Source organism: Cohaesibacter marisflavi (assembly GCF_900115225.1).
In the GTDB taxonomy this organism is placed as follows: Bacteria; Pseudomonadota; Alphaproteobacteria; order Rhizobiales; family Cohaesibacteraceae; genus Cohaesibacter; species Cohaesibacter marisflavi.
Map to the genome: position 1 here is coordinate 18,728 of NZ_FOVR01000015.1, position 20,515 is coordinate 39,242.

Consider the following 20,515-nt stretch of genomic DNA (forward strand, 5'->3'; position numbering starts at 1 on the left):
GCTTTTACTCGGCGTCATCCGGATATAAAAAGGAGTCGATCAAATTCATCTTTGGAGACTGAAATGTGCCGCTGGGTCGCTTACAAGGGACAGCCTGTTTTCCTTGAACATTATGTAACAACAGCCGACCACTCTCTGATTCATCAGAGCCTGCATGCGGAGAAGGGTAAAACCGTCACCAACGGGGATGGCTTCGGCATCGGCTGGTATGGGGCTAGAGACAATCCGGGCCTTTACAGGGAGATCCTGCCCGCCTGGAATGACACCAACCTCAAAAGTCTGGCGTCCCAGATCCAGTCTTCCCTCTTCTTTGCCCATGTAAGGGCCTCCACCGGCACGGCAACCAATCGCTGCAACTGTCACCCCTTTGCCTATGACAAATGGCTGTTCATGCATAATGGCCAAATCGGAGACTATCACCGGGTGCGGCGCGGACTGGAATTGCAATTGAGCGATGATTATTATGAGCACCGGTTCGGCAGCACCGATTCAGAGCTGCTGTTCTTGCTTGCGGTTCAGGAGAATCTGCAGAAGTGCCCGGTCACAGCCATGCGCAATGTGCTGCACAGGGTGCGTGAAGCCATGATTGACAAGGGCATCCGCACGCCTTTGCGCTTCACTTCCTGCCTGTCGGATGGCAAGCGCCTGTGCGGTTTCCGCTGCTCGAGCGACCATCATGCCCCTTCGCTCTATTATCGTCGCTATGAGAATGGCGATGTGGTGCTGGTGTCCGAGCCGATCGACCGGCAATCGGAGTGCTGGATCGAAGTGCCGCAGGATCATGCCGTTTGCTTCAAGGAAAATGGCGATATGGTGCAAACGGAAATGCCGCTACATTGACGATCAGGCAGCTAACAGCCTGACATTCATTTTTGCAGCGCAATCAATTGAAGAGATTGAACTGGGTCCATTTATCCTTGGGGATTTCATCGCCCTTTTTGTAAGTGAGCTTGAGCACCTGCATCTGGTCTTTGCTGGTGTCGCATGAATAGCTCACCTTGTACCAATGCCCATTGCGGCGATAAGCAGCACCGCCGGCCTTGACCGTCTGGTCGCCGATCTGCGGGCTAGAGAAGGTGTAATCAACCAACCGGTCCGCATCGAGCTTGCCCATGGCTTCCATGTTGCAAACCTGAAGCATGCGCTCTTGGGGGACCATATCCTTGAGCCAGGCGCGCATCTTGTTGCTCATTGCTAAGGCTGCTTGCGGGTAGGCACTTGCCATTGCCAGAAGCAACACAAGCGAAAGTTTACCGGTGTGGGATATCATGCCCTTGACCTTTTTGGTTCTTATCATCTTGACGGGAGCGCCCCGGCTTATATCGACTGATAGTTGAATGGGTTAGCTGGCTTTTGCCAACCATTCGAAACACCAAGGCTACGCCTGCTGGTGTGCCTCTTAAATGAGGTCAAAGTTTGTCAGTTCCGGTCGATACCGCTAGAGCATCAAGGCTAGTGGTTAAAATTTTGTTTACCTTTACAATTCATTGTTTTTTTAGATTTGTGAACTCGCACTTTTCCTTATTTTTACAACCTGAGAATAACGCGTCCATCACTCGCAAGTCTTGATAAGCGCTTCCTTTTTACAGCTGAGGACGCCTACCGAACAGGTTGCCTCTTTTCTTTTCGTCAGACCCTGTTGGCTCACGCAGGCTTTTTAGTTGGTCCGCCCTCCCCTTCATGCTAAAGGCTCTGCATGCCAACCTGGATTCTGATCACCATCTCTGCAGCCTTTCTGCAAAATATCCGCTCTGTCCTGCAAAAGCACCTCAAGGGTGCGCTGAGCACGACCGGGGCGACCTTCGTGCGTTTTGCCTTCGGAGTGCCTTTCGCCCTTCTCTATCTGTTCGGCTATGTGTGGCTATCGGGCAAAGATTTGCCGGTGTTCAACGGGCCGTTCCTCTTCTGGGTCATGATGGCAGCGGTGGGACAAATCGGGGCGCAGTTTCTGCTGGTGCATCTGTTTTCCTTCCGCAATTTCACGGTAGGCACGGCCTATAGCCGCACCGAACCGGCGCAGGCGGCGCTGTTCGCCTTTCTGTTCTTTTCCGAAACGCTGAAGATATCCGCATTGGTTGCCATCGGGGTCGCCGTGCTCGGGGTCATGCTGATTTCGGTTGCGCGCACGACCTTGTCCATTCGCACCCTGATCACCTCCACCTTTTCGCGCACGGCCCTCATTGGCCTTGCTTCGGGTTTTCTCTTCGGTGTAACAGCGGCGAGCTATCGCAAGGCCTCTCTGTCGCTTGAGCCGACGATGGTCGCGCCGGACTATATCCTGCAAGCCAGCTTCACGCTGGCAACCGCCATTCTCATCCAGACCGTCTTGATGGGAATCTGGATCACCTTTCGTGAGCGGGAACAATGGGGATGTGTGGCGCGGGCGTGGAAACCATCCCTTGCCACCGGCTTTGTCGGCGCATCGGCCAGCTTTGGCTGGTTCATGGCTATGACCCTGCAAAAGGCCGCCCTCGTCAAGGCTCTGGCGCAGGTGGAAATGCTCTTCACCTTCGCCTCTTCGGTTTTCATCTTCAAGGAAAAGATCAACCGGCTGGAGCTGATGGGTTGTGGGCTGATCATCTGCGGTGTGCTGATTCTGGTGCTGGGGTGAAAAAGGTCTAAAGCCGAACTCTCAAGATGGCACCAAGCGTCCGACCGAGTGGGCGCAATACGCGCCCGCTGTGGGGCGGGCGGACGCGTACCCGCAGCAAGCTGCGGGAAGGCTTTAGTCAAAAATTGTTCTGTAAGGATCTACCTCAGGCACAATTCCTTGAGATCGCATTTCATCAAATATCGTTGAAAACTGGTCTTCTCTTTCAATTTCGTACCCATCAAAAATATCCTTACGAAGACATTTTTCCGCAATAAGCTCAACATCCAAAAGAGCATCAACTTTATATCGCTTGCAGTAATCATAGTATTTTGTTGCTGAAAAAACATCTGGGGCTCCACCGTGCAAAAATTGGCTCCTAAGATCCCAAATATCTTTTAATCTTTGCTCCGGAATTTCTTTTGGTGCAACACTTTGCACTCCGCTCACAAATGCTTCTTTGTTAGAACTAACACCTTGACCATATAGCGCATCAAGGGCCATAAACAAAAAGGAGCAACGAGTTACGTCATCCATACTCCAAGAACGACAATAGTATTCTAAAGATTTTCTTTTTCTTTTATCAATTTTTGAATTGCTTACTAACAAGCGATTTAGTTCTTCTAACCAACTTTGGTCACTATCCTTCAATAAAATATCAGATACCTGAGGAGTATGACATTCTCCTGTATATAACGTTGGCTCAACAACGATTTCAATATGCCCAGAAATCACTTTTCTTAAGTTTGTTTGAGTTCGTTGTAAGCGCGGCATACTCAAGGCAATGGCACCTAATATGATCCTTTTTATTTTATTCGCTTCAGAATAATTGTAAGATTTAACAAGAATCCAAGAAGAGATTTTATCTTTAGGAAAATACTTTGACACAAATTCCGTCTCTAATAACTCAAAAATCTTCTGCCCTTCCATTATTTCAAATTTAGAAAATTTCATTTCTCGACAGACTTGTAAAATCGTCAAAGGAAAATAGAATTCGTTCACTAATGGGCTAAATAGTTCAGAATTTAAAAGAAATTTTCCAAATTTCTTTATTACGTCATCACTAACGACATCTATCAAACAATTCTTTTTGCATAACCTTATTTCTTTACAGATGTTAAAATAGTAATTTTCAAAAACAGAAAAGAGTAAATTTTGGACTTTCGAAATAGGAAGCGAAATCCAAGCTTTTGGACCAAACTTACGAAACTTTAAGGCAGCTTGAAAGAGATCTACATCGCTTAAAAATAAAGTATCCTGGTATAAAAGTTCAACACTTTGGGGCACATCTTCATTTTTGATTTTAACAATTCGTCTCTCTGGGCCTCCCTCAAAATAAAACGACGATAGAATTTCTATTGCCACACAATAAGAAAGTTCAGCAAATTCGCTCAATTCCTCCTCCCTCCCCTCAATGCGCTTCGTCCCAGTTGTCGGCGGCTTCGGCGTCGACCTTCAAGGGCACGCTGAGTTGCAGAGCGGGCATCGGGGCGTTTTCCATGATGGTGCGCACGACCTTGATGGTGTCGTCGACCTCGCCTTCCGGCACCTCAAAGATCAATTCGTCATGGACTTGCAGCAGCATACGGGCCGAGAGCGAAGCATCACTCAGAGCATCTTCCATACGGACCATGGCACGGCGCAGGATGTCGGCGGCCGAGCCCTGAATGGGGGCGTTGATGGCGGCGCGTTCCTGAAAATTGCGCATGTTGGGATTCTTGGAATTGATCTCCGGATAATGGATCTTGCGGCCGAAGATGGTCTCCACATAGCCCTGCTCGCGAGCGGCCTTCTTGGTGGCTTCCATATAGTCGCGGATGCCGGGGAAGCGCTCGAAATAGGTGTCGATATAGGTCTTGGCCTCGCCGCGGGAAATGCCAAGCTGGTTGGCCAGCCCGAAGGCGGAAATGCCATAGATGATGCCGAAATTGATGGCCTTGGCGCGGCGACGGGTGGCGGCGTCCATCTCATCGAGCGGCACATGGAACATTTCAGACGCCGTCATGGCGTGAATGTCCAGGCCATCCTCGAAGGCTTTCTTCAGCTGCGGAATGTCGGCCATATGTGCGAGCACGCGCAGCTCGATCTGGCTATAGTCGGCAGAGATCAACTTGTTGCCATTTTCAGCCACGAAAGCAGTACGGATCTTGCGGCCCGCTTCGGTGCGCACCGGAATATTCTGAAGGTTTGGATCAGACGAGGCCAAACGGCCCGTGCTGGTCGCGGCGAGTGAATAAGAGGTATGGACGCGCTTGGTTTCGGGATTGATGAAATGGGGCAGCGCGTCGGTATAGGTGCTCTTGAGCTTGGAGAGCTGGCGCCATTCCACCACCTTTTTAGGCAATTCATGGCCTTCGGCTGCAAGATCCTCAAGCACACTGGCCGAGGTGGACCAGGCACCGGTCTTGGTCTTCTTGCCACCGGGCAGGCCCATTTCGCCAAACAGAATATCGCCCAGCTGCTTGGGGCTGCCGATATTGAAGGGCGAACCAGCCAAGCCGTGGATTTCCTCTTCCAATCCGGCCATGCCTTGGGCGAAAGTGCCCGATAGCTGAGACAGGATCTGACGATCAACGGAGACGCCGCGCTTTTCCATGCGGCGCAACACTGGCAGCAGCGGGCGCTCCAGCCTCTCATAGACCGAAGTCATGCCATCGGCCGCAAGGCGAGGCTTGAGGATCATCCAGAGGCGCAGGGTCACGTCGGCGTCTTCAGCGGCATAAGGGGTGGCCTTTTCCAGCTCCACCTTGTCGAAGGTGATCTGGCTTTTGCCACTGCCAGCCACTTCCTTGAAAGGAATAGGCTTATGGCCGAGCCACAGCTCGGAAAGTTCGTCCATGCCATGGCCATGCTTGCCAGCATCAAGCACATAGGAGAGCAGCAGCGTGTCATCAAACGGCGCGATCTCGATGTCATAGCGCGAGAGTAGCAGCGTGTCATATTTGAGATTCTGGCCGATCTTGAGGATGGAAGGGTCTTCCAGCATGCCCTTGAGAGCGGTGACGGCTTCGGTAAGTGGGATCTGACCTTCCACCAGTCCACCGCCAAACATGTCTCCATCGCCCGAAACATGAGCGAGTGGGATATAGCAGGCCTTGCCCGGTTCGGTTGCCAGCGACACGCCGACCAGATTGGCCTGCATGGCATCAAGGCTGTCGGTTTCGGTGTCTACCGCGACATAGCCGATGCGTTTGGCTTCATCGAGCCAGACTTGCAATTCTTCCATGGAGCGCACGGTCTGGTAGCTCTGATTGTCAATCGGCAGCGCGCCGATATCGGCGGCCATCTTGGCTGCAAGATCCAGCGGCCCGGGGGTCTTGTCGCCATCAACAGCGTCTGCACTTTCGCTAGCCGCAGCCGGATCTGCGGCCTCCCATCCTGCCACCTCAAGGCTCGTCGCTTCCACTTCAGCAGCTTCGGTTTCTGTCGCTTCGGCAACGCGTCGTGTGAGCGTGGTGAATTCGAGCGCCTTGAGGAAGGAGACCAGCTTGGGCCCTTCCAGATCGCAGCAGGCCAGCGCATCAAGGCCGAGCGGCAACGGCACATCGCGCTTGAGATAGACCAGCTCTTTGGAAATACGGGCCTGCTCGGCAAATTCGATGAGATTCTCGCGGCGTTTCTTCTGCTTGATGCCGTCCGCCTTCTCCAGCAGAGTTTCCAGATCGCCATATTCGTTGATGAGTTGGGCGGCTGTCTTTATACCGATACCGGGTACGCCGGGCACGTTGTCGACAGAATCGCCCGCCAGCGCCTGCACCTCGACCACCTTGTCGGGAGAAACGCCAAACTTCTCGGCGACCTCTTCTTCGCCGATACGCTTGTTCTTCATGGTGTCGACCATCATGACACCGGGGCGGACAAGCTGCATCAGATCCTTGTCAGAGCCGATGATGGTTACATCGGCCCCTTCGGCCAGCGCCTGTTCGGAATAAGTGGCGATGATGTCATCCGCTTCATAGCCTTCCAACTCGATGCAGGCGATGTTGAAAGCCCGCACGGCGTCGCGAATAAGACCAAACTGGGGGACGAGATCTTCCGGCGCCGGAGGACGCTGGGCCTTGTATTGATCATAGATCGCGTTGCGGAAGGTATCGCCCTTGGCATCGAAAATCACGGCGACATGGGTGGGCATCACGCCAACAATGCCCTTGTCTCCATCGGCAATCAGCTTCCAAAGCATGTTACAGAAGCCGGAAACCGCGCCCACGGGCAGCCCATCGCTCTTGCGCGTTAATGGCGGCAGGGCGTGATAGGCTCGAAAAATATAGGAAGATCCGTCAATCAAAAAGAGATGTGGTTTTTCGGACATTGGAATTTCCCTTTATTGCCTCTGCTGGATGCCACGCGCTGTGCGAACAAACCATGATCATAATGTCATGAGACCTTAGCGCATGCATGAGGGCAATGAAAAGGGCAAAAGAAAAAGCTCCCGAACAGATCATCTGTCCGGGAGCTTTTGTTAAGAAGATTTGCTGCGCGGTTCTTTGCCTATTCAGCGGGAACGGTGATCTGTTTCTTCTCTTTTGTCAGCTTTGCCCATTGAGGACGCACATAGAGGAAGGTGCCGATTTTCACGCGCATGACCACTTCATACATCAGGATCGCGCCGATCACGGCGGCCATGGAGACGATCAGCGCGGACAATCCAGGATCGCCATTGCCGAATTTCATCACGAGTATGCGCGTCACACCCATAGGCAGGAAGAAGCCCAGATAGATGGGCAGCGAGTGGCTACCCAGATAGCGGAAGACCTTTGCCAACGCACGACCGGGGGCAAATTCGGTGATGATGCCCATGAAGTCGACAACCGCCATGAAGCCAAGCACGCCCATGATGATGGCGACCGGAACGATCTCGCCATAGCCGAACCAGACAACAAGCCCATTTGCCACGGCCCAGACGACGAGCCCGAGCACGGAAGCAAGCTTCTGTTCACGCGCCGAATGCGCAAGCGCGAACCAGATGTCTCGCCCGAAATGGCCCGCAAGGAAGAAGACATAATATTTCGAGAAGAAGTCAATGAGTTCGATGCCGGTCGCCGTCAGCATGAATTTGCAGGCAATCGCAATGGCAAACTGCAGCAGCATCGGCAGTGGACGCATCAGCCGCAGGGCAAGGAAATAGAAAGGCAGCAGATAGATGAACCACAGCGGACCAAACGGCTGCACGAAAGACAGTAGATAATAGAGGCCCGTTTCATGCGCGCCAAACTCCTGCACGAAGAAAGGTGCCTTGAAAATAAACTCGATGCTCATCCAGAGGAAATAGAAATAGCCGAAATGGAAGAATTTCTTATCCAGAAAGACAGGCCATTCCTTGACGATGGCGCGAGCCGCAAAAAGCCCGGCAACGGCAAAAAAGACCGGCATCCGAAATGGAGTGGCATAGGTCAATATCGGATGCATCCAGCCTTCGCTGCCCAGATATTTCTCAACGCCATTGATGGAATGCATGACGACAACAAGGAGGATCGTCAACCCTTTGGTCAAATCAACCCAGTCTACATGTTGCTTTGTGTTTAGATCCCGGTTTGTCAAAACTAGCCTCATGCGCCACTTAATGAAATGGCTCTAATGTTCAATTCTTTGAAAATTATTTTAAATAAATGACGGGTTTTTACTTAAAAATCTCCCTAATTATTACCTTAACCTTAACAAATTTAATAAACGACTGAAACATATAGATAATTTTCGGTTCACAACTATTTGATCCAATTTCATTAATATTTCATTAACCATAATTTTTACAATTTTTGAGACAGGGCCCTTGTCTGGTCGCCTACTCTTGCTTGTCTAAAGTGCTTGTGAATGACGCCAAGACAGAATTATTGTTAACAAGACCTTTGGGATCGCCGCGCTAGGATGGTACACGCGAGGCACAAAATCTATGCCAGTGGGCCGCCCCATTCATGAATTTGCCTCAATATGTGACCATAGTCCCATGCTGACTTTCATAGGCTCTTCTGAGCTGATCGATCCAACAAGAAACGTCTGTCGCAAGCCATTCTTGCGAGGACTATGAATAGAGACTTTGCCGAACATCATGACGTCGCAACGCAGTTCTTCCCATCCGGGCTCCCTGAGTGACATTCGCCTGAGCGATGAAGACAAAAGCCACCCCGGCTCTTCTTCAAAACGAGCAGCGAGACGAAAAAAGCGCACCGACGGAAAGCCCGGACCGCGCAAAGCCAAGGCGCAAGGAGCACGAGGAGCTGCGGGCAGAGGCGGCGGATCAGGTGGAGGAAACTCTGGAGGCGGTTCCGGCGGTGGGGCTGGCGGAGGACGTCGCCCATCAGGAGGTGGCCGCAAGCCTTCAGGCAAAAAATCCTCCGGTAGTCGGTCGGCGCGACGCTCGTCGCTGCTGGGCAAACTGTTTCGCTTTGGTCGACGCGTCGCCTATTGGCTGGTGATTGCCGGCATCTGGGGCTCGATCGTTGCCGGTGGCATCATTCTCTATTATGGCGCCAAGCTACCGCAATCGACCGACTGGAAGATTCCGGATCGTCCGCCCAATGTGCAGATTGTCTCGCTGGATGGCGGCCTGATTGCCAACCGGGGCAAGACCGGAGGGCAAAAGGTGAGCATTTCAACGATGCCGCCCTATCTGGTTGATGCCGTGGTGGCGATTGAGGATCACCGCTTTTTCCATCATTTCGGCTTTGACCCCATTGGCTTTACGCGCGCGATGGTGACAAACATCATTCGCGGTCGCGTGTCGCAAGGGGGCTCGACGCTGACCCAGCAGCTGGCCAAGAACCTGTTCCTCGAGCATAAGCGCACCATCGAGCGAAAAGTGCAGGAGCTTATTCTGGCCATCTGGCTGGAAACCAAATATTCCAAGCAGGAGATACTGGAAATGTATCTCAACCGGGTCTATCTGGGCTCGGGAGCCATTGGCGTGGATGCGGCTGCACGGACCTATTACAACAAACCGGCTTCCATGCTGACTCTGTCTGAAGCAGCCACCATTGCGGGCCTGCTCAAGGCGCCGTCTCGCCTTGCACCCAACAAACACCCGAAGGCCGCCCGGGCGCGCGCCAAGCTTGTTTTGGCGGCCATGGAGCGGGAAGGTTTCATCACGCCGGAAGAGCGCAAACTGGCTCTCACCCAAAGCATTGATACGGTTGCACGCCACCGCTCCAGCTCGCTCAATTATATTGGCGACTGGGTGATGGAGCAGCTGCCCGATCTGATCGGAGAGGTCAACGAGGATGTGATTGTCGAGACGACCATCGACTTGCGCATGCAAACGCTGGCCGAGAATGCCATTGTCGATGCCCTTGATGAAAAGGGCAAGAAATATGGCGTAGAACAGGGCGCCCTTGTCAGTGCCACGCCGCAAGGGGCCGTTCGGGCGCTGGTTGGCGGCAAGTCCTATCGCGAGAGCCAGTTTAACCGTGCGGTCAATGCCAAACGTCAACCGGGCAGTGCTTTTAAGCCCTTTGTCTATCTGACATCTCTGGAACTGGGCAACCGGCCAGACAGCATGCGCGTGGATGGTCCGGTTTCCTATGATGGCTGGACGCCGCAAAACTATTCCAAGAAATATATGGGCCAGATTTCCCTGCGCAAAGCGCTGGCGCTTTCGATCAACACCATTTCCGCACAGCTGACCTTTGAGGTCGGACCTGCGCAAGTGGTGGAAACGGCCCACAAGATGGGCATTCAGTCGAAACTGGCGAACAACCTTTCGATTGCGCTGGGCACAAGCGAAGTGACGCCTTTGGAACTGGTCGGGGCTTATATTCCCTTCGCCAATGGCGGCTCACGCGCCACTCCTTATGTCATCCAGCGGGTTGTCACCAAAGAAGGCAAGGTGCTCTATATCAACCCCAATATTCCGGGACCGCAGGTTATCAAGCCTGAAATCCTTTCCATGATGAACCAGATGATGCAGGAGACCCTGATTACCGGCACGGGTAAAAAGGCCATGCTTTCGGGCCGTCCGGCAGGCGGCAAGACCGGCACCAGCCAGAATTATCGCGACGCCTGGTTTGTGGGCTATACCGCCAATCTTGTAACCGGGCTGTGGTTTGGCAATGACGATGGCTCCCCGACCAAACGCGCATCAGGTGGGAACCTGCCTGCAGAAACCTGGAAGAAATATATGGTTGGCGCGCATAATGGCATGACGGTTGCTGGTTTGCCGGGGGTCAGCATGGAGCAGATCGCAGAAACCCGTCGCAGAGCTGGTGGCGAGAAAAATCCATGGATCAACCCAGATCTTCTGCCTGAAGGACAGAATTCCATGCCTCTGCCCAAAGAGCGCAAGGGCCTTCTGGAACGCCTGTTCGGCAACTAGCGGGATCGGTTATCTGATTAAGTGAAAGATGAGAAGGCTGGCCTCTCCTTCGCACAATGCGGAGCATGAGAGGTCAGTCGTCAGCCTCGACCCCATAGGAATGCAACCTGCGCCCCTGATCGCGCAACCATGCCTGCCCGTCTTCATAATTGGGGCAAATGGTCTCGACGTGGCGCCAGAAACGATCGGAATGGTTCATCTCGCGCAGATGGGCCACCTCATGGGCTGCCAGATAGTTCAAAACGAAGGATGGCGCCATAATCACCCGCCAGGAAAAAGACAGGGTACGGTTGGCGCTGCACGAGCCCCAACGGCTGGTGGTATCCTTGATACGGATCGATGCGGGTTTGACATCCAGTGCGGCCGCATGACGGGCAACCGCTTCTTCCAGATCCTTGCGTGCCTGCTTCTTCAGCCAGTCCGTCACGCGGCGGGCCATGTGAGATTCATTGCCCGAGACCAGCAGGATGCGGCCCTCTTCCAGCTCGAGAAGACGCACGGTGCCGCGGGCGACATCATTATGCTCAAGGGTGTGGGACAAACCGCGCACAGGGATGACCGCCCCATGCTCGAAGGGCACATTGGGTGCTCGGGCCTGTTGTCTGTCGACCAACCAATTAACGTTCTTCTGCAGAAAATGGAGGATCTTGCTTTCGCCAAGGCCCGGCGGACAGGTCGCCACCGGCTCGCCCGTCTTGCTATCAAGACGCAGGATCAAGCGCTTGGCGCGCGCGTTGGGCTTCAGGCGCACCTCTATCTTGCGGCCTTCATGATGCAGATAGACCGTTTCGGGCAAGCGCGCACGGCGTCCGGTCGAAAGCAGTTTTCTCAAAAGAGCATCATCTCCCTATAGCGCTGGTAGCAGCCGGAACCCGGCTGCCCAGCAATGCGCGTCCTTTGCGCCGCGAAACGCCTATTTCTTATATTGCAGATTGACGAGGCTGGCGTAGAAGCCGTCTTTGCCCAAAAGCTCGTCATGGCTGCCTTCTTCGATCAGTTGACCATCTTCGATAACGCAGATCTTGTCCGCATTGCGGATGGTCGACAGGCGATGGGCAATCACCAAGGAGGTGCGGTTTTCGCTCAGGCGCTCAAACGCGGCCTGCACCTTGGCTTCCGATTGACTATCCAGCGCCGATGTCGCCTCGTCCAGCAACACGATGGGGGCATTCTTGAGCATGGCGCGCGCAATGGCCACACGCTGCTTCTGCCCTCCGGACAGGGAGGTGCCGTTTTCGCCGATCTGAGTGTCATAACCCTGAGGTTGCGCCATGATGAAGTCATGCGCAAAGGCGTTCTTGGCCGCCGCTTCCACCTCATCATCCGTCGCATCCATACGCCCGAAGCGGATATTCTCACGGATCGAGCCGGAGAAAAGAACCGTATCCTGCGTGACCAGCGCGATATGCTGGTTCAGAGAAGCGATGGTGCAATCGCGGATATCGACACCGTCGATCACGATGCGCCCTTCGCTCACGTCATTAAAGCGCTGCACGAGCCCCATGATCGTGGATTTGCCGCCACCTGAAGGCCCCACAAGCGCGGTTGTCTTGCCGCCTGGAATGACAAGGGAGAGGTCCTTTAGGACCGGTTCATCGTCCCCATAGGAGAAGGAAACGGCTTCAAATGCAATATCGCCGTTGGTGACATTGAGTTCTCCGGCACCGGCACGCTCGATAAGGCGAGTTGGCCTGTCCAAGATTTCAAACATCAGGCGCACGCCAACAAGCCCACTTTCCATATTCACCTTGAGGCGACTGAGGCGACGCGCCGGGTCTGCTGCCAGAAGCAGAGCGGTGAGGAAAGAGATGAATTCCCCGGGGCTCTGACCACCAATGATGGTGCGCCAGCCGCTATAGAGGATCACCAGTGCGATGGCAAAGCCACCCAGCGTCTCGGTCATCGGGTTGGTGCGGGCAGTCAGCGTCGCAATCTTGTTGGCCCGCTTTTCAACCCCTTCGATGGCATCATCCATTTTGGCAGTCATGATGCCTTCCATCCCGAAGGTACGGATAATGCGGAAGCCCAGCGCACTTTCCTGCATGGTCTGGGTGGTCTGGGTCAGCGAGATGAACTGCTCCTTGGCAATGCGCTTCACACGGCGCACCAGCATGGAAATCATGATGACGGCAGGCGGTGCCACAACAAGGGCGATGAGCGAAAGCAGTGGATCCTGAAACACCATCACGCAGACAAGGCCAATCAACGAAAGAGCGTCGCGCCCGATGCTGGTGATGAGAACATCCATCACCGCACGCGCTGCGGTCGCGTTGTGGGAGATGCGGGTGATCAGTTCGCTTGAAGGGAAATCATGGAAGAAATCAGCCCCTTGCGAAAGGAAATGGCGATACATCTTGCGCTGCTGATCCGCCACGATCGCGTTGCCGATATGGGCCAGAATGGTCGTCTGCCAATAGGTTGCCAGCCCCTTGGCGACGAAGATCACGATGACCGCGCCAGAGATCAGCCAGACCTGATTGAAATCCTTGGAGACAAAGATGCCGTTGACAATGTCCTTCATGATCCATGCGCTCAATGCCGTCGTTCCGGCAACCACCGCCATCAGAATAAAGGCGAGGATATAGCGCTTGTAATAGATATGAAAATTTTCAGACAGGAGCCGGTAAATGAGATACCGGGAATTGCTTTGATCTGAGAAGAGGCGATCCCTAAGGGTCCGGATGGTTTCGGCTATCATGCCATTCCTTCATTCTTCCAGTGGTATTTCACCAAACAGCACAGGAAGCCAATGTCATCGAACATGTTTGTAACTAGGCCCTACTTATCGTGTTTCCTTGCGTTGTGAAAGGGAAATTGGTCATTTTGCGTGAATATGCGCCATCCATCCAGATACAGAAAGGGCGGCAGATGAAACACCGCCGCCCCGAAGCTGGATAATATCTACCAGGTTTTACTCCTGAAACTGATCTTCGGAATAATATCCGCTGTCGATCAGGATTTCTTTCCAGTTGTCTTTGGTCACTGCGACTGGCTTGAGAAGATAGGATGGGACGATCTTTTCGCCGTTGTCGTAGGTTTTGGTGTCGTTGATTTCTGGCTCTCCACCATTCAGGATCGCATCAACCATGCCTACGGTTACACCGGCCAAAGCACGCGTATCCTTGAAGACGGTTGAGTATTGTTCGCCCTTGAGCATTGCCTTGATGTTGGCAACTTCGGCGTCCTGACCGGTAATGATCGGCATTGGCATGTCTTTGGTGCCATAGCCAACGCCCTTCAGCGAGGAGATCACGCCGATTGCAAGGCTATCGTTCGGAGAAAGAACACCGTCGATTTTCTTATCGGTGTAGAAGGCTGACAGCAGGTTGTCCATGCGGGCCTGAGCGGTTGCTCCATCCCAGAAGAGCGTGCCAACCTTGTCCATACCCATCTGGCCGGAAACCACTACGAGTTTGCCGCTATCCAGATATGGCTGCAGAACAGACATGGCGCCATTATAGAAGAAATAGGCATTGTTATCGTCTGGGGAACCACCGAAGACTTCAATATTCAGAGGGCCTTCTGCGTTTTCGATGTCGAGACCCTTGAGCAGGGATTCAGCCTGAATGACACCAACCTGATAGTTGTCGAAGGTGGCATAATAGTCAACATTGGGGGACTCACGGATCAAACGGTCGTAAGAAATGACCTTGATACCGGATTCCGCAGCCAGATCCAGAGCACTTGAAAGTGCTGTGCCATCGATCGATGCGATAACCAGCACATCCACACCCTTGAGGATCATGGTTTCGATCTGACGCAGCTGCGTGGCGACATCATCGCTTGCATATTGCAGTTCGGCGTCATAGCCAGCAGCTTCGAACTGTTTGACCATGTTGTCGCCATCATCAACCCAGCGCGCCAGCGACTTGGTCGGCATGGCGATTCCGACGGATCCCTTGCTTGCTGCTTGTGTCAATGAAGAAGAAAATGAAAGACCGAGCGCCAAGGCCATGGCGCCAACAGTCGCTGATTTGATCAGCTTACTAAGTCCCAGCATAGATACCTCCCTTGCCAGAAAAACTTGTATATGACTTTACAGACGACATTTTTTTCCAGAATTCCCCAACCCCAGAAAGCTGCCTGTCCATATTGCCCACTCAAGTCCTCCTGCGAGTGAGCGCCTCTTATTATTTTTATATCTTAAATTAATTCAAGGGAATTCGTATGGTATCCACCGGCATAATTGAGAATATGCCTTCCATACGTAATATTATTTCTTTTTCTTGCAATTATTGTAAATTCAAATACTTTGTCGCCCGCTAATATTTTTTTCTCAAAATTTAATTCGATCACCGTTCATCCAATTGGGTGGCCTCGTCAAACTGTCTAACCTGCTGCGATCCATGCGCGCAATGGAAGGAAGGAAGGAAGGAAGCCAGCAAAAGCCGAAAAGATGACGGCCTCTACCACTTGCGGAATAAGTTGGTTCTTGATGCAATCGCCAAATCCAAGAAATGCCCAATTTTTGTGCATATGCTTGCGGCCATAGCCGCCATATCGGGCTTTTACTAGTTGGTTTTACTTATACTCAGACACTTACCCAACGGACTGGCAGCGACAGCTTCCATGTTTCGATTTTAAACGACATTTTTTCAAAGTCTTACCAAATTACTAAAACAAAATGGAACGATAGGTACATTTTGGCACAACCATTGCAAAACACCTTCCATCACCACCAGATGGAGTTATAAAAAGTGTCTTCCAGAATTTCACATTTTGCTGCTGCCCTTGCTCTGACCACATCCTTGATCTCTGCTTCTGCAGCCTTTGCAGAAGAGACCATCAAGGTCGGTGTCCTGCATTCTCTTTCCGGCACCATGGCCATTTCCGAAACCACCCTTAAAGACGCCATGCTGATGCTCATTGAAGAGCAGAATGAAAAAGGCGGCCTTTTGGGCAAGAAGCTAGAGCCGGTTGTTGTCGATCCCGCATCCGACTGGCCGCTCTTTGCTGAAAAGGCCCGCGAGCTGATCGACGTCAACGACGTCTCCGCCGTGTTTGGCTGCTGGACCTCGGTTTCCCGCAAGTCTGTCCTGCCCGTTTTCGAAGAATTGAACTCAATCCTGTTTTACCCGGTGCAATATGAGGGCGAGGAATCCCAGCGCAATGTGTTCTACACCGGTGCCGCCCCGAACCAGCAGGCCATTCCTGCGGTTGACTATCTGATGGAACAGGAAGGGGTGGAACGCTGGGTTCTGGCTGGCACCGACTATGTCTATCCGCGCACAACCAACAAGATCCTTGAAGCTTATCTCAAGGCAAAGGGTGTCGCCGCCGAAGACATCATGATCAACTATACCCCATTCGGGCATTCCGATTGGCAGACCATCGTTTCCGACATCAAGGCCTTTGGCGAAGCTGGGAAGAAGACCGCCGTTGTCTCTACCGTCAATGGCGATGCCAATGTGCCATTCTATAAAGAGCTGGCCAACCAGGGCATCAAGGCGGAAGACATTCCCGTGGTCGCCTTCTCTGTGGGTGAGGAAGAACTCGCTGGTCTGGACACCGAGCCGCTCGTAGGCCATCTGGCCGCATGGAACTATTTCCAGTCAGTCGATTCCGATGCCAACTATGAATTTATCGACGCCTGGCACGCCTTCACTAAAGACGAAAACCGCGTCACCAATGACCCGATGGAAGCCCACTATATCGGCTTTAACATGTGGGTCAAAGCGGTTGAAAAAGCAGGAAGCACAGATCCGGATGCCGTCATCGATGCGCTGCCGGGTATTTCCGTGCCCAACCTTTCTGGCGGCTACAGCGCCATGATGCCGAACCATCACATCACCAAGCCGGTGCTTATCGGCGAAATTCAAGATGATGGCCAGTTTGACATCGTATACGAAACTCCGGGTCTGGTGCCGGGTGATGCATGGTCGGACTATTTGCCCGATTCTGCCAAGCTGATCTCCGATTGGCGCGCGCCTCTCTCTTGCGGCAACTTCAACACCGAGACCAATGAATGCGGCGGCAAGGGCGCTGAATAACGCTTCCGATGCACTCTAACACCCGACATGTCCCCGGTGGCGGTTTGTCCGTCTGCCGGGGAAGACATGTTTAGCAAGAGAGATTTTTATGACAGTCCTGCGTGCCCTGCTTGTTTGTCTTGTCACTCTCCTGGCTTCCTATTCCACCATACCTGCTGCCATGGCCGATGATCTCAAAGATGCGATCAATGCGCTGGCCGAAGGAAGCCTCAAGGATAGAGAAGCCAAGGTAGACGCCCTGTTGGAGACCGGAGACGACACCGTCGTACCAGTGCTCACCTATCTGGCGGAGGGAGACCTCTATTTCCGCAAATCCGATAAACAGGTGTTTCTGGCCGATAAAACCGGTCGGACCTTTAGCCTGACGGATCCGATCAGCGGCGATGTGATCCCTGATATTTCCAAAAGAGATATCAAGAAGGTGCGCGTCAACAACAATTTACGGCGCCAGATCCGGGACGGCCTGAGCCTCTTTGCGCTCAACAGCCGCGACTCGGCCAAACGCCTTGCCGCGGCAGAGACCATCTACAAGGCGCAAGACGCCAGCGCCCTGCCCGCCATTGAAGCGCGCCTTGCCAAGGAACAGGACGCACAGGTCATCGCCTTTCTGCAGGAAGCCCGCGCCGGATTGACGCTGACCTCGGATGCGCCAGAAGAGGCCAAGCTTTCGGCCATCGAAATCCTCAGAGACAAAGGCGGACGACAAGCGCTTTCCATTCTCAATGAAGCGGCAGAGACAAGCGAAGGGGCCGTCAAGGATGCCGCATCCCGCGCCATTGTTGCCATTGAGCGGATGTTGGCTATCTGGAACGGGGTGCAGAATATCTGGTATGGACTCTCTCTGGGCTCCGTTCTGCTGCTGGCATCCATCGGCCTTGCCATCACCTTTGGCGTGATGGGCGTGATCAACATGGCCCACGGGGAAATGGTGATGCTCGGTGCTTACACGACGTTTGCCGTACAGCAGGCGGTCCAGACGGCGGCGCCAGGCCTGATCGACTATTCGCTCCTTTTTGCCATCCCCGCCGCATTTCTGGTGGCCGGAGCCATCGGCTTTGTGCTTGAACGCGGTATCATTCGCTTTCTCTATGGCCGACCGTTGGAAACCCTGCTGGCGACATGGGGTGTTTCGCTCATTCTGCAGCAAGCCGTGCGCACCATCTTTGGTCCAACCAATCAGGAGGTCAGCAATCCGGGCTGGATGTCCGGCGCCGTCGAACTGGCTGGCCTGTCTTTGACATGGAACCGCATCTGGATCTTCTTCTTTGCCCTTGCCATGTTCGGGCTGCTGTTTGCACTGCTCAAACGCACACCGATGGGCTTGCAGATGCGTGCGGTCACACAAAACCGCAACATGGCTTCTTCGCTCGGGGTCAAAACCCCGTGGGTGGATGCCTTTACCTTTGCGCTTGGTTCCGGCATTGCAGGCATCGCCGGGGTGGCACTCAGCCAGATCGGCAACGTATCGCCCAATCTCGGTCAGAGTTACATCATCGATAGTTTTATGGTCGTGGTGTTTGGCGGGGTGGGCAACCTTTGGGGCACGCTGATCGGCGCCCTGACGCTAGGGGTCGCCAACAAGTTTCTTGAACCCTTTGCCGGAGCGGTTCTGGGCAAGATCCTTGTGCTGGTCTTCATCATTCTCTTCATCCAGAAAAGGCCACGCGGTCTGTTCGCTCTTAAAGGAAGGGCCGTGGAATAATGATTTCAGCGTTTCTGTTTCGTGGCCTTGCTGGGCGCATTGCGTGGGTCGCAGCCTTCATCGCACTGCTTGGCATTCTCGTGCCCCTCAGCAATTTGATGCTGCCATCCGATCATGCTCTTTATGTACCCGATTATATCGTGTCGCTGTTCGGCAAATATCTCACCTATGCCCTGCTGGCAATGGCGCTGGATCTGGTGTGGGGCTATTGCGGTATTCTTTCTCTGGGCCATGGCGCCTTCTTTGCCCTTGGTGGCTATGCCATGGGCATGTATCTGATGCGTCAGATCGGTTCCCGTGGCGTCTATGGCGACCCGATCCTGCCGGACTTCATGGTCTTCCTCAACTGGAAGGAACTGCCATGGTACTGGTATGGCTTTGATCAATTCTGGTTTGCGGCCATCATGGTGCTCGCCATCCCGGGCCTTTTGGCCTTTGTTTTTGGCTGGTTTGCCTTCCGTTCGCGGGTTACCGGCGTTTATCTCTCCATTATCACCCAAGCCATGACCTATGCGCTGTTGCTGGCCTTCTTCCGCAACGATATGGGCTTTGGTGGCAACAATGGCCTCACCGACTTCAAAGATATTCTGGGCTACACACTTCAGAATCCGGCGACACGTGCCGGCCTGTTCGCGGCGGCAGCCTTTGCGCTCTCCCTTGCTTTGGTCATCAGTTCGGCCATCGTGCGCTCGAAATTCGGCAAGGTGCTTCTCGCAACCCGTGATGCAGAAAGCCGCGCCCGCTTTCTTGGCTATCGCGTCGAGCATGTGAAGCTGTTTGTCTTTACCCTATCGGCCATGATGGCCGGCATCGCCGGAGCCCTCTATGTGCCGCTCGTCGGTATTATCAATCCGGGTGAATTTGCTCCGGCCAACTCCATCGAAGTGGTCATCTGGGCTGCTGTCGGCGGACGCGGTACCCTGATCGGGCCGATCATTGGCGCCATAACGGTCAATCTCGGCAAAAGCTGGTTCACGGCCCAGTTCCCGGAATATTGGTTGTTTGTGCTGGGGGGGCTGTTTGTTGCGGTAACGGTCTTCATGCCCAAGGGCATGCTTGGCACCCTGTCGAGCTTTTCAGACAAGGTGAAGTCTCTCAAGCCCGCCCCCAAACCTTCTCAGACTGAAGCAGGCGAAATGCGCAAGGAAGGGGAAGCATCATGATAGACTCCAACACTCAGGTCACCTCCACTCTCCTCTATCTGGATGATGTGTCAGTTTCCTTTGATGGCTTCAAGGCCATAAACGGCTTGTCCCTTGCTATCGAACCGGGCGAAATGCGGGCCATTATCGGTCCTAACGGCGCAGGCAAAACCACCATGATGGACATCATCACCGGTAAAACCCGCCCTGATACCGGAGATGTGCTGTTTGAAGGCCAGATGGACCTCACGCAGCATGACGAGACCGAGATCGCTCAGGCTGGTATTGGCCGGAAATTCCAAAAGCCGACCGTATTCGAAAGCCAGACCGTGCGTGAGAATCTCGAGCTGGCGCTTAGTGGCAACCGTGGCGTCTGGGCTTCGCTCTTCTATCGGGAAAGTGAAGCGGATGCCGCCCGCATCGAGGAGATCCTGCAAACGGTGCGCCTTCAACAACGCGCCAATGAGTTGGCCTCGGATCTTTCGCACGGACAGAAGCAATGGCTCGAAATCGGCATGCTGCTGGCGCAGGACCCCAAGCTCCTTCTGGTCGATGAGCCGGTCGCTGGCATGACGGATGCCGAAACAGTGGAAACCGCCAAGCTGTTGCGCGAAATTTCCAAAACCCATTCGGTCATCGTCGTCGAGCATGACATGGGCTTTATCCGTGATCTTGATGTCAAGGTCACGGTTCTGGCCGAAGGATCGGTTTTGGCGGAAGGGTCGCTTGACCATGTCAGCGCCCATCCGGACGTTATTGAAAGCTATCTGGGGCGATAATCATGAGTGA

14 protein-coding genes are annotated in these 20,515 nt (G+C 53.6%); 7 read left to right on the plus strand and 7 right to left on the minus strand.

What is annotated here, in order from left to right:
- The first annotated feature begins 63 nt into the window (after window positions 1-63).
- Entirely contained in the window at window positions 64-840 is a 777-nt protein-coding gene (locus BM258_RS20530; protein ID WP_090075115.1) for a class II glutamine amidotransferase, read from the plus strand.
- A 43-nt stretch (window positions 841-883) separates the two neighbouring features.
- Here BM258_RS20530 and BM258_RS20535 read toward each other — a convergent pair whose 3' ends face one another.
- Entirely contained in the window at window positions 884-1,297 is a 414-nt protein-coding gene (locus BM258_RS20535) for a DUF930 domain-containing protein (RefSeq protein WP_090075116.1), read from the minus strand.
- 399 nt (window positions 1,298-1,696) lie between these two features.
- Between BM258_RS20535 and BM258_RS20540 the strand changes: the two genes are divergently transcribed.
- Entirely contained in the window at window positions 1,697-2,611 is a 915-nt protein-coding gene (locus BM258_RS20540) for a DMT family transporter (protein ID WP_090075117.1), read from the plus strand.
- 114 nt (window positions 2,612-2,725) lie between these two features.
- Here BM258_RS20540 and BM258_RS20545 read toward each other — a convergent pair whose 3' ends face one another.
- From BM258_RS20545 to BM258_RS20555, 3 genes are all read right to left on the minus strand, one after another.
- Window positions 2,726-3,985, minus strand: coding sequence for a hypothetical protein (locus tag BM258_RS20545; protein ID WP_139229341.1), 1,260 nt, complete (start codon window positions 3,983-3,985; stop codon window positions 2,726-2,728).
- A gap of 16 nt (window positions 3,986-4,001) precedes the next feature.
- Entirely contained in the window at window positions 4,002-6,899 is a 2,898-nt protein-coding gene (polA, locus tag BM258_RS20550; protein ID WP_090075119.1) for a DNA polymerase I, read from the minus strand.
- A 179-nt stretch (window positions 6,900-7,078) separates the two neighbouring features.
- Window positions 7,079-8,128, minus strand: a complete 1,050-nt coding sequence (locus BM258_RS20555) for an acyltransferase family protein (protein ID WP_175528187.1) — start codon at window positions 8,126-8,128, stop codon at window positions 7,079-7,081.
- 505 nt (window positions 8,129-8,633) lie between these two features.
- Here BM258_RS20555 and BM258_RS20560 point away from each other — a divergent pair.
- Window positions 8,634-10,892: a transglycosylase domain-containing protein gene (locus tag BM258_RS20560; RefSeq protein ID WP_090075121.1), complete on the plus strand. Its 2,259-nt coding sequence runs from the start codon at window positions 8,634-8,636 to the stop codon at window positions 10,890-10,892.
- A gap of 73 nt (window positions 10,893-10,965) precedes the next feature.
- Here BM258_RS20560 and BM258_RS20565 read toward each other — a convergent pair whose 3' ends face one another.
- The 3 genes from BM258_RS20565 to chvE form a co-directional block, all read right to left on the minus strand.
- Window positions 10,966-11,724 (minus strand): M48 family metallopeptidase, encoded by a 759-nt coding sequence (locus BM258_RS20565; protein ID WP_090075122.1) that lies wholly within the window; start codon window positions 11,722-11,724, stop codon window positions 10,966-10,968.
- Window positions 11,725-11,805: 81 nt separating this feature from the next.
- Entirely contained in the window at window positions 11,806-13,590 is a 1,785-nt protein-coding gene (locus tag BM258_RS20570) for an ABC transporter ATP-binding protein (protein ID WP_090075123.1), read from the minus strand.
- A gap of 213 nt (window positions 13,591-13,803) precedes the next feature.
- A complete protein-coding gene (chvE, locus tag BM258_RS20575; RefSeq protein WP_090075187.1) occupies window positions 13,804-14,847 on the minus strand; it encodes a multiple monosaccharide ABC transporter substrate-binding protein in 1,044 nt (347 codons plus the stop codon).
- 754 nt (window positions 14,848-15,601) lie between these two features.
- Here chvE and urtA point away from each other — a divergent pair.
- The 4 genes from urtA (at window position 15,602) to urtD (ending at window position 20,505) form a co-directional block, all read left to right on the plus strand.
- Window positions 15,602-16,882 carry an urea ABC transporter substrate-binding protein gene (urtA, locus tag BM258_RS20580; protein ID WP_394705157.1) on the plus strand — a complete coding sequence of 427 codons (1,281 nt, stop codon included), beginning with the start codon at window positions 15,602-15,604 and terminating at the stop codon, window positions 16,880-16,882.
- Between the two features lie 88 nt (window positions 16,883-16,970).
- Window positions 16,971-18,584: an urea ABC transporter permease subunit UrtB gene (urtB, locus tag BM258_RS20585; RefSeq protein ID WP_090075125.1), complete on the plus strand. Its 1,614-nt coding sequence runs from the start codon at window positions 16,971-16,973 to the stop codon at window positions 18,582-18,584.
- The gene (urtC, locus tag BM258_RS20590; RefSeq protein ID WP_090075126.1) at window positions 18,584-19,747 is read left to right on the plus strand and encodes an urea ABC transporter permease subunit UrtC; all 1,164 of its coding nucleotides are present in this window, start codon (window positions 18,584-18,586) and stop codon (window positions 19,745-19,747) included. The genes urtB and urtC overlap by 1 nt, the downstream gene beginning before the upstream one ends.
- Window positions 19,744-20,505, plus strand: a complete 762-nt coding sequence (gene urtD, locus BM258_RS20595; protein ID WP_090075127.1) for an urea ABC transporter ATP-binding protein UrtD — start codon at window positions 19,744-19,746, stop codon at window positions 20,503-20,505. The genes urtC and urtD overlap by 4 nt, the downstream gene beginning before the upstream one ends.
- Window positions 20,506-20,515 lie beyond the last annotated feature (10 nt).

Coding starts and splice junctions, on each gene's coding strand:
- BM258_RS20530 (WP_090075115.1), top strand. CDS start 64: ATGTGCCGCTGGGTCGCTTACAAGGGACAGCCTGTTTTCCTTGAACAT.
- BM258_RS20540 (WP_090075117.1), top strand. CDS start 1,697: ATGCCAACCTGGATTCTGATCACCATCTCTGCAGCCTTTCTGCAAAAT.
- BM258_RS20570 (WP_090075123.1), bottom strand. CDS start 13,590: ATGATAGCCGAAACCATCCGGACCCTTAGGGATCGCCTCTTCTCAGAT.
- chvE (WP_090075187.1), bottom strand. CDS start 14,847: ATGGCCTTGGCGCTCGGTCTTTCATTTTCTTCTTCATTGACACAAGCA.
- BM258_RS20560 (WP_090075121.1), top strand. CDS start 8,634: ATGACGTCGCAACGCAGTTCTTCCCATCCGGGCTCCCTGAGTGACATT.
- polA (WP_090075119.1), bottom strand. CDS start 6,899: ATGTCCGAAAAACCACATCTCTTTTTGATTGACGGATCTTCCTATATT.
- BM258_RS20535 (WP_090075116.1), bottom strand. CDS start 1,297: ATGATAAGAACCAAAAAGGTCAAGGGCATGATATCCCACACCGGTAAA.
- urtB (WP_090075125.1), top strand. CDS start 16,971: ATGACAGTCCTGCGTGCCCTGCTTGTTTGTCTTGTCACTCTCCTGGCT.
- urtC (WP_090075126.1), top strand. CDS start 18,584: ATGATTTCAGCGTTTCTGTTTCGTGGCCTTGCTGGGCGCATTGCGTGG.
- urtD (WP_090075127.1), top strand. CDS start 19,744: ATGATAGACTCCAACACTCAGGTCACCTCCACTCTCCTCTATCTGGAT.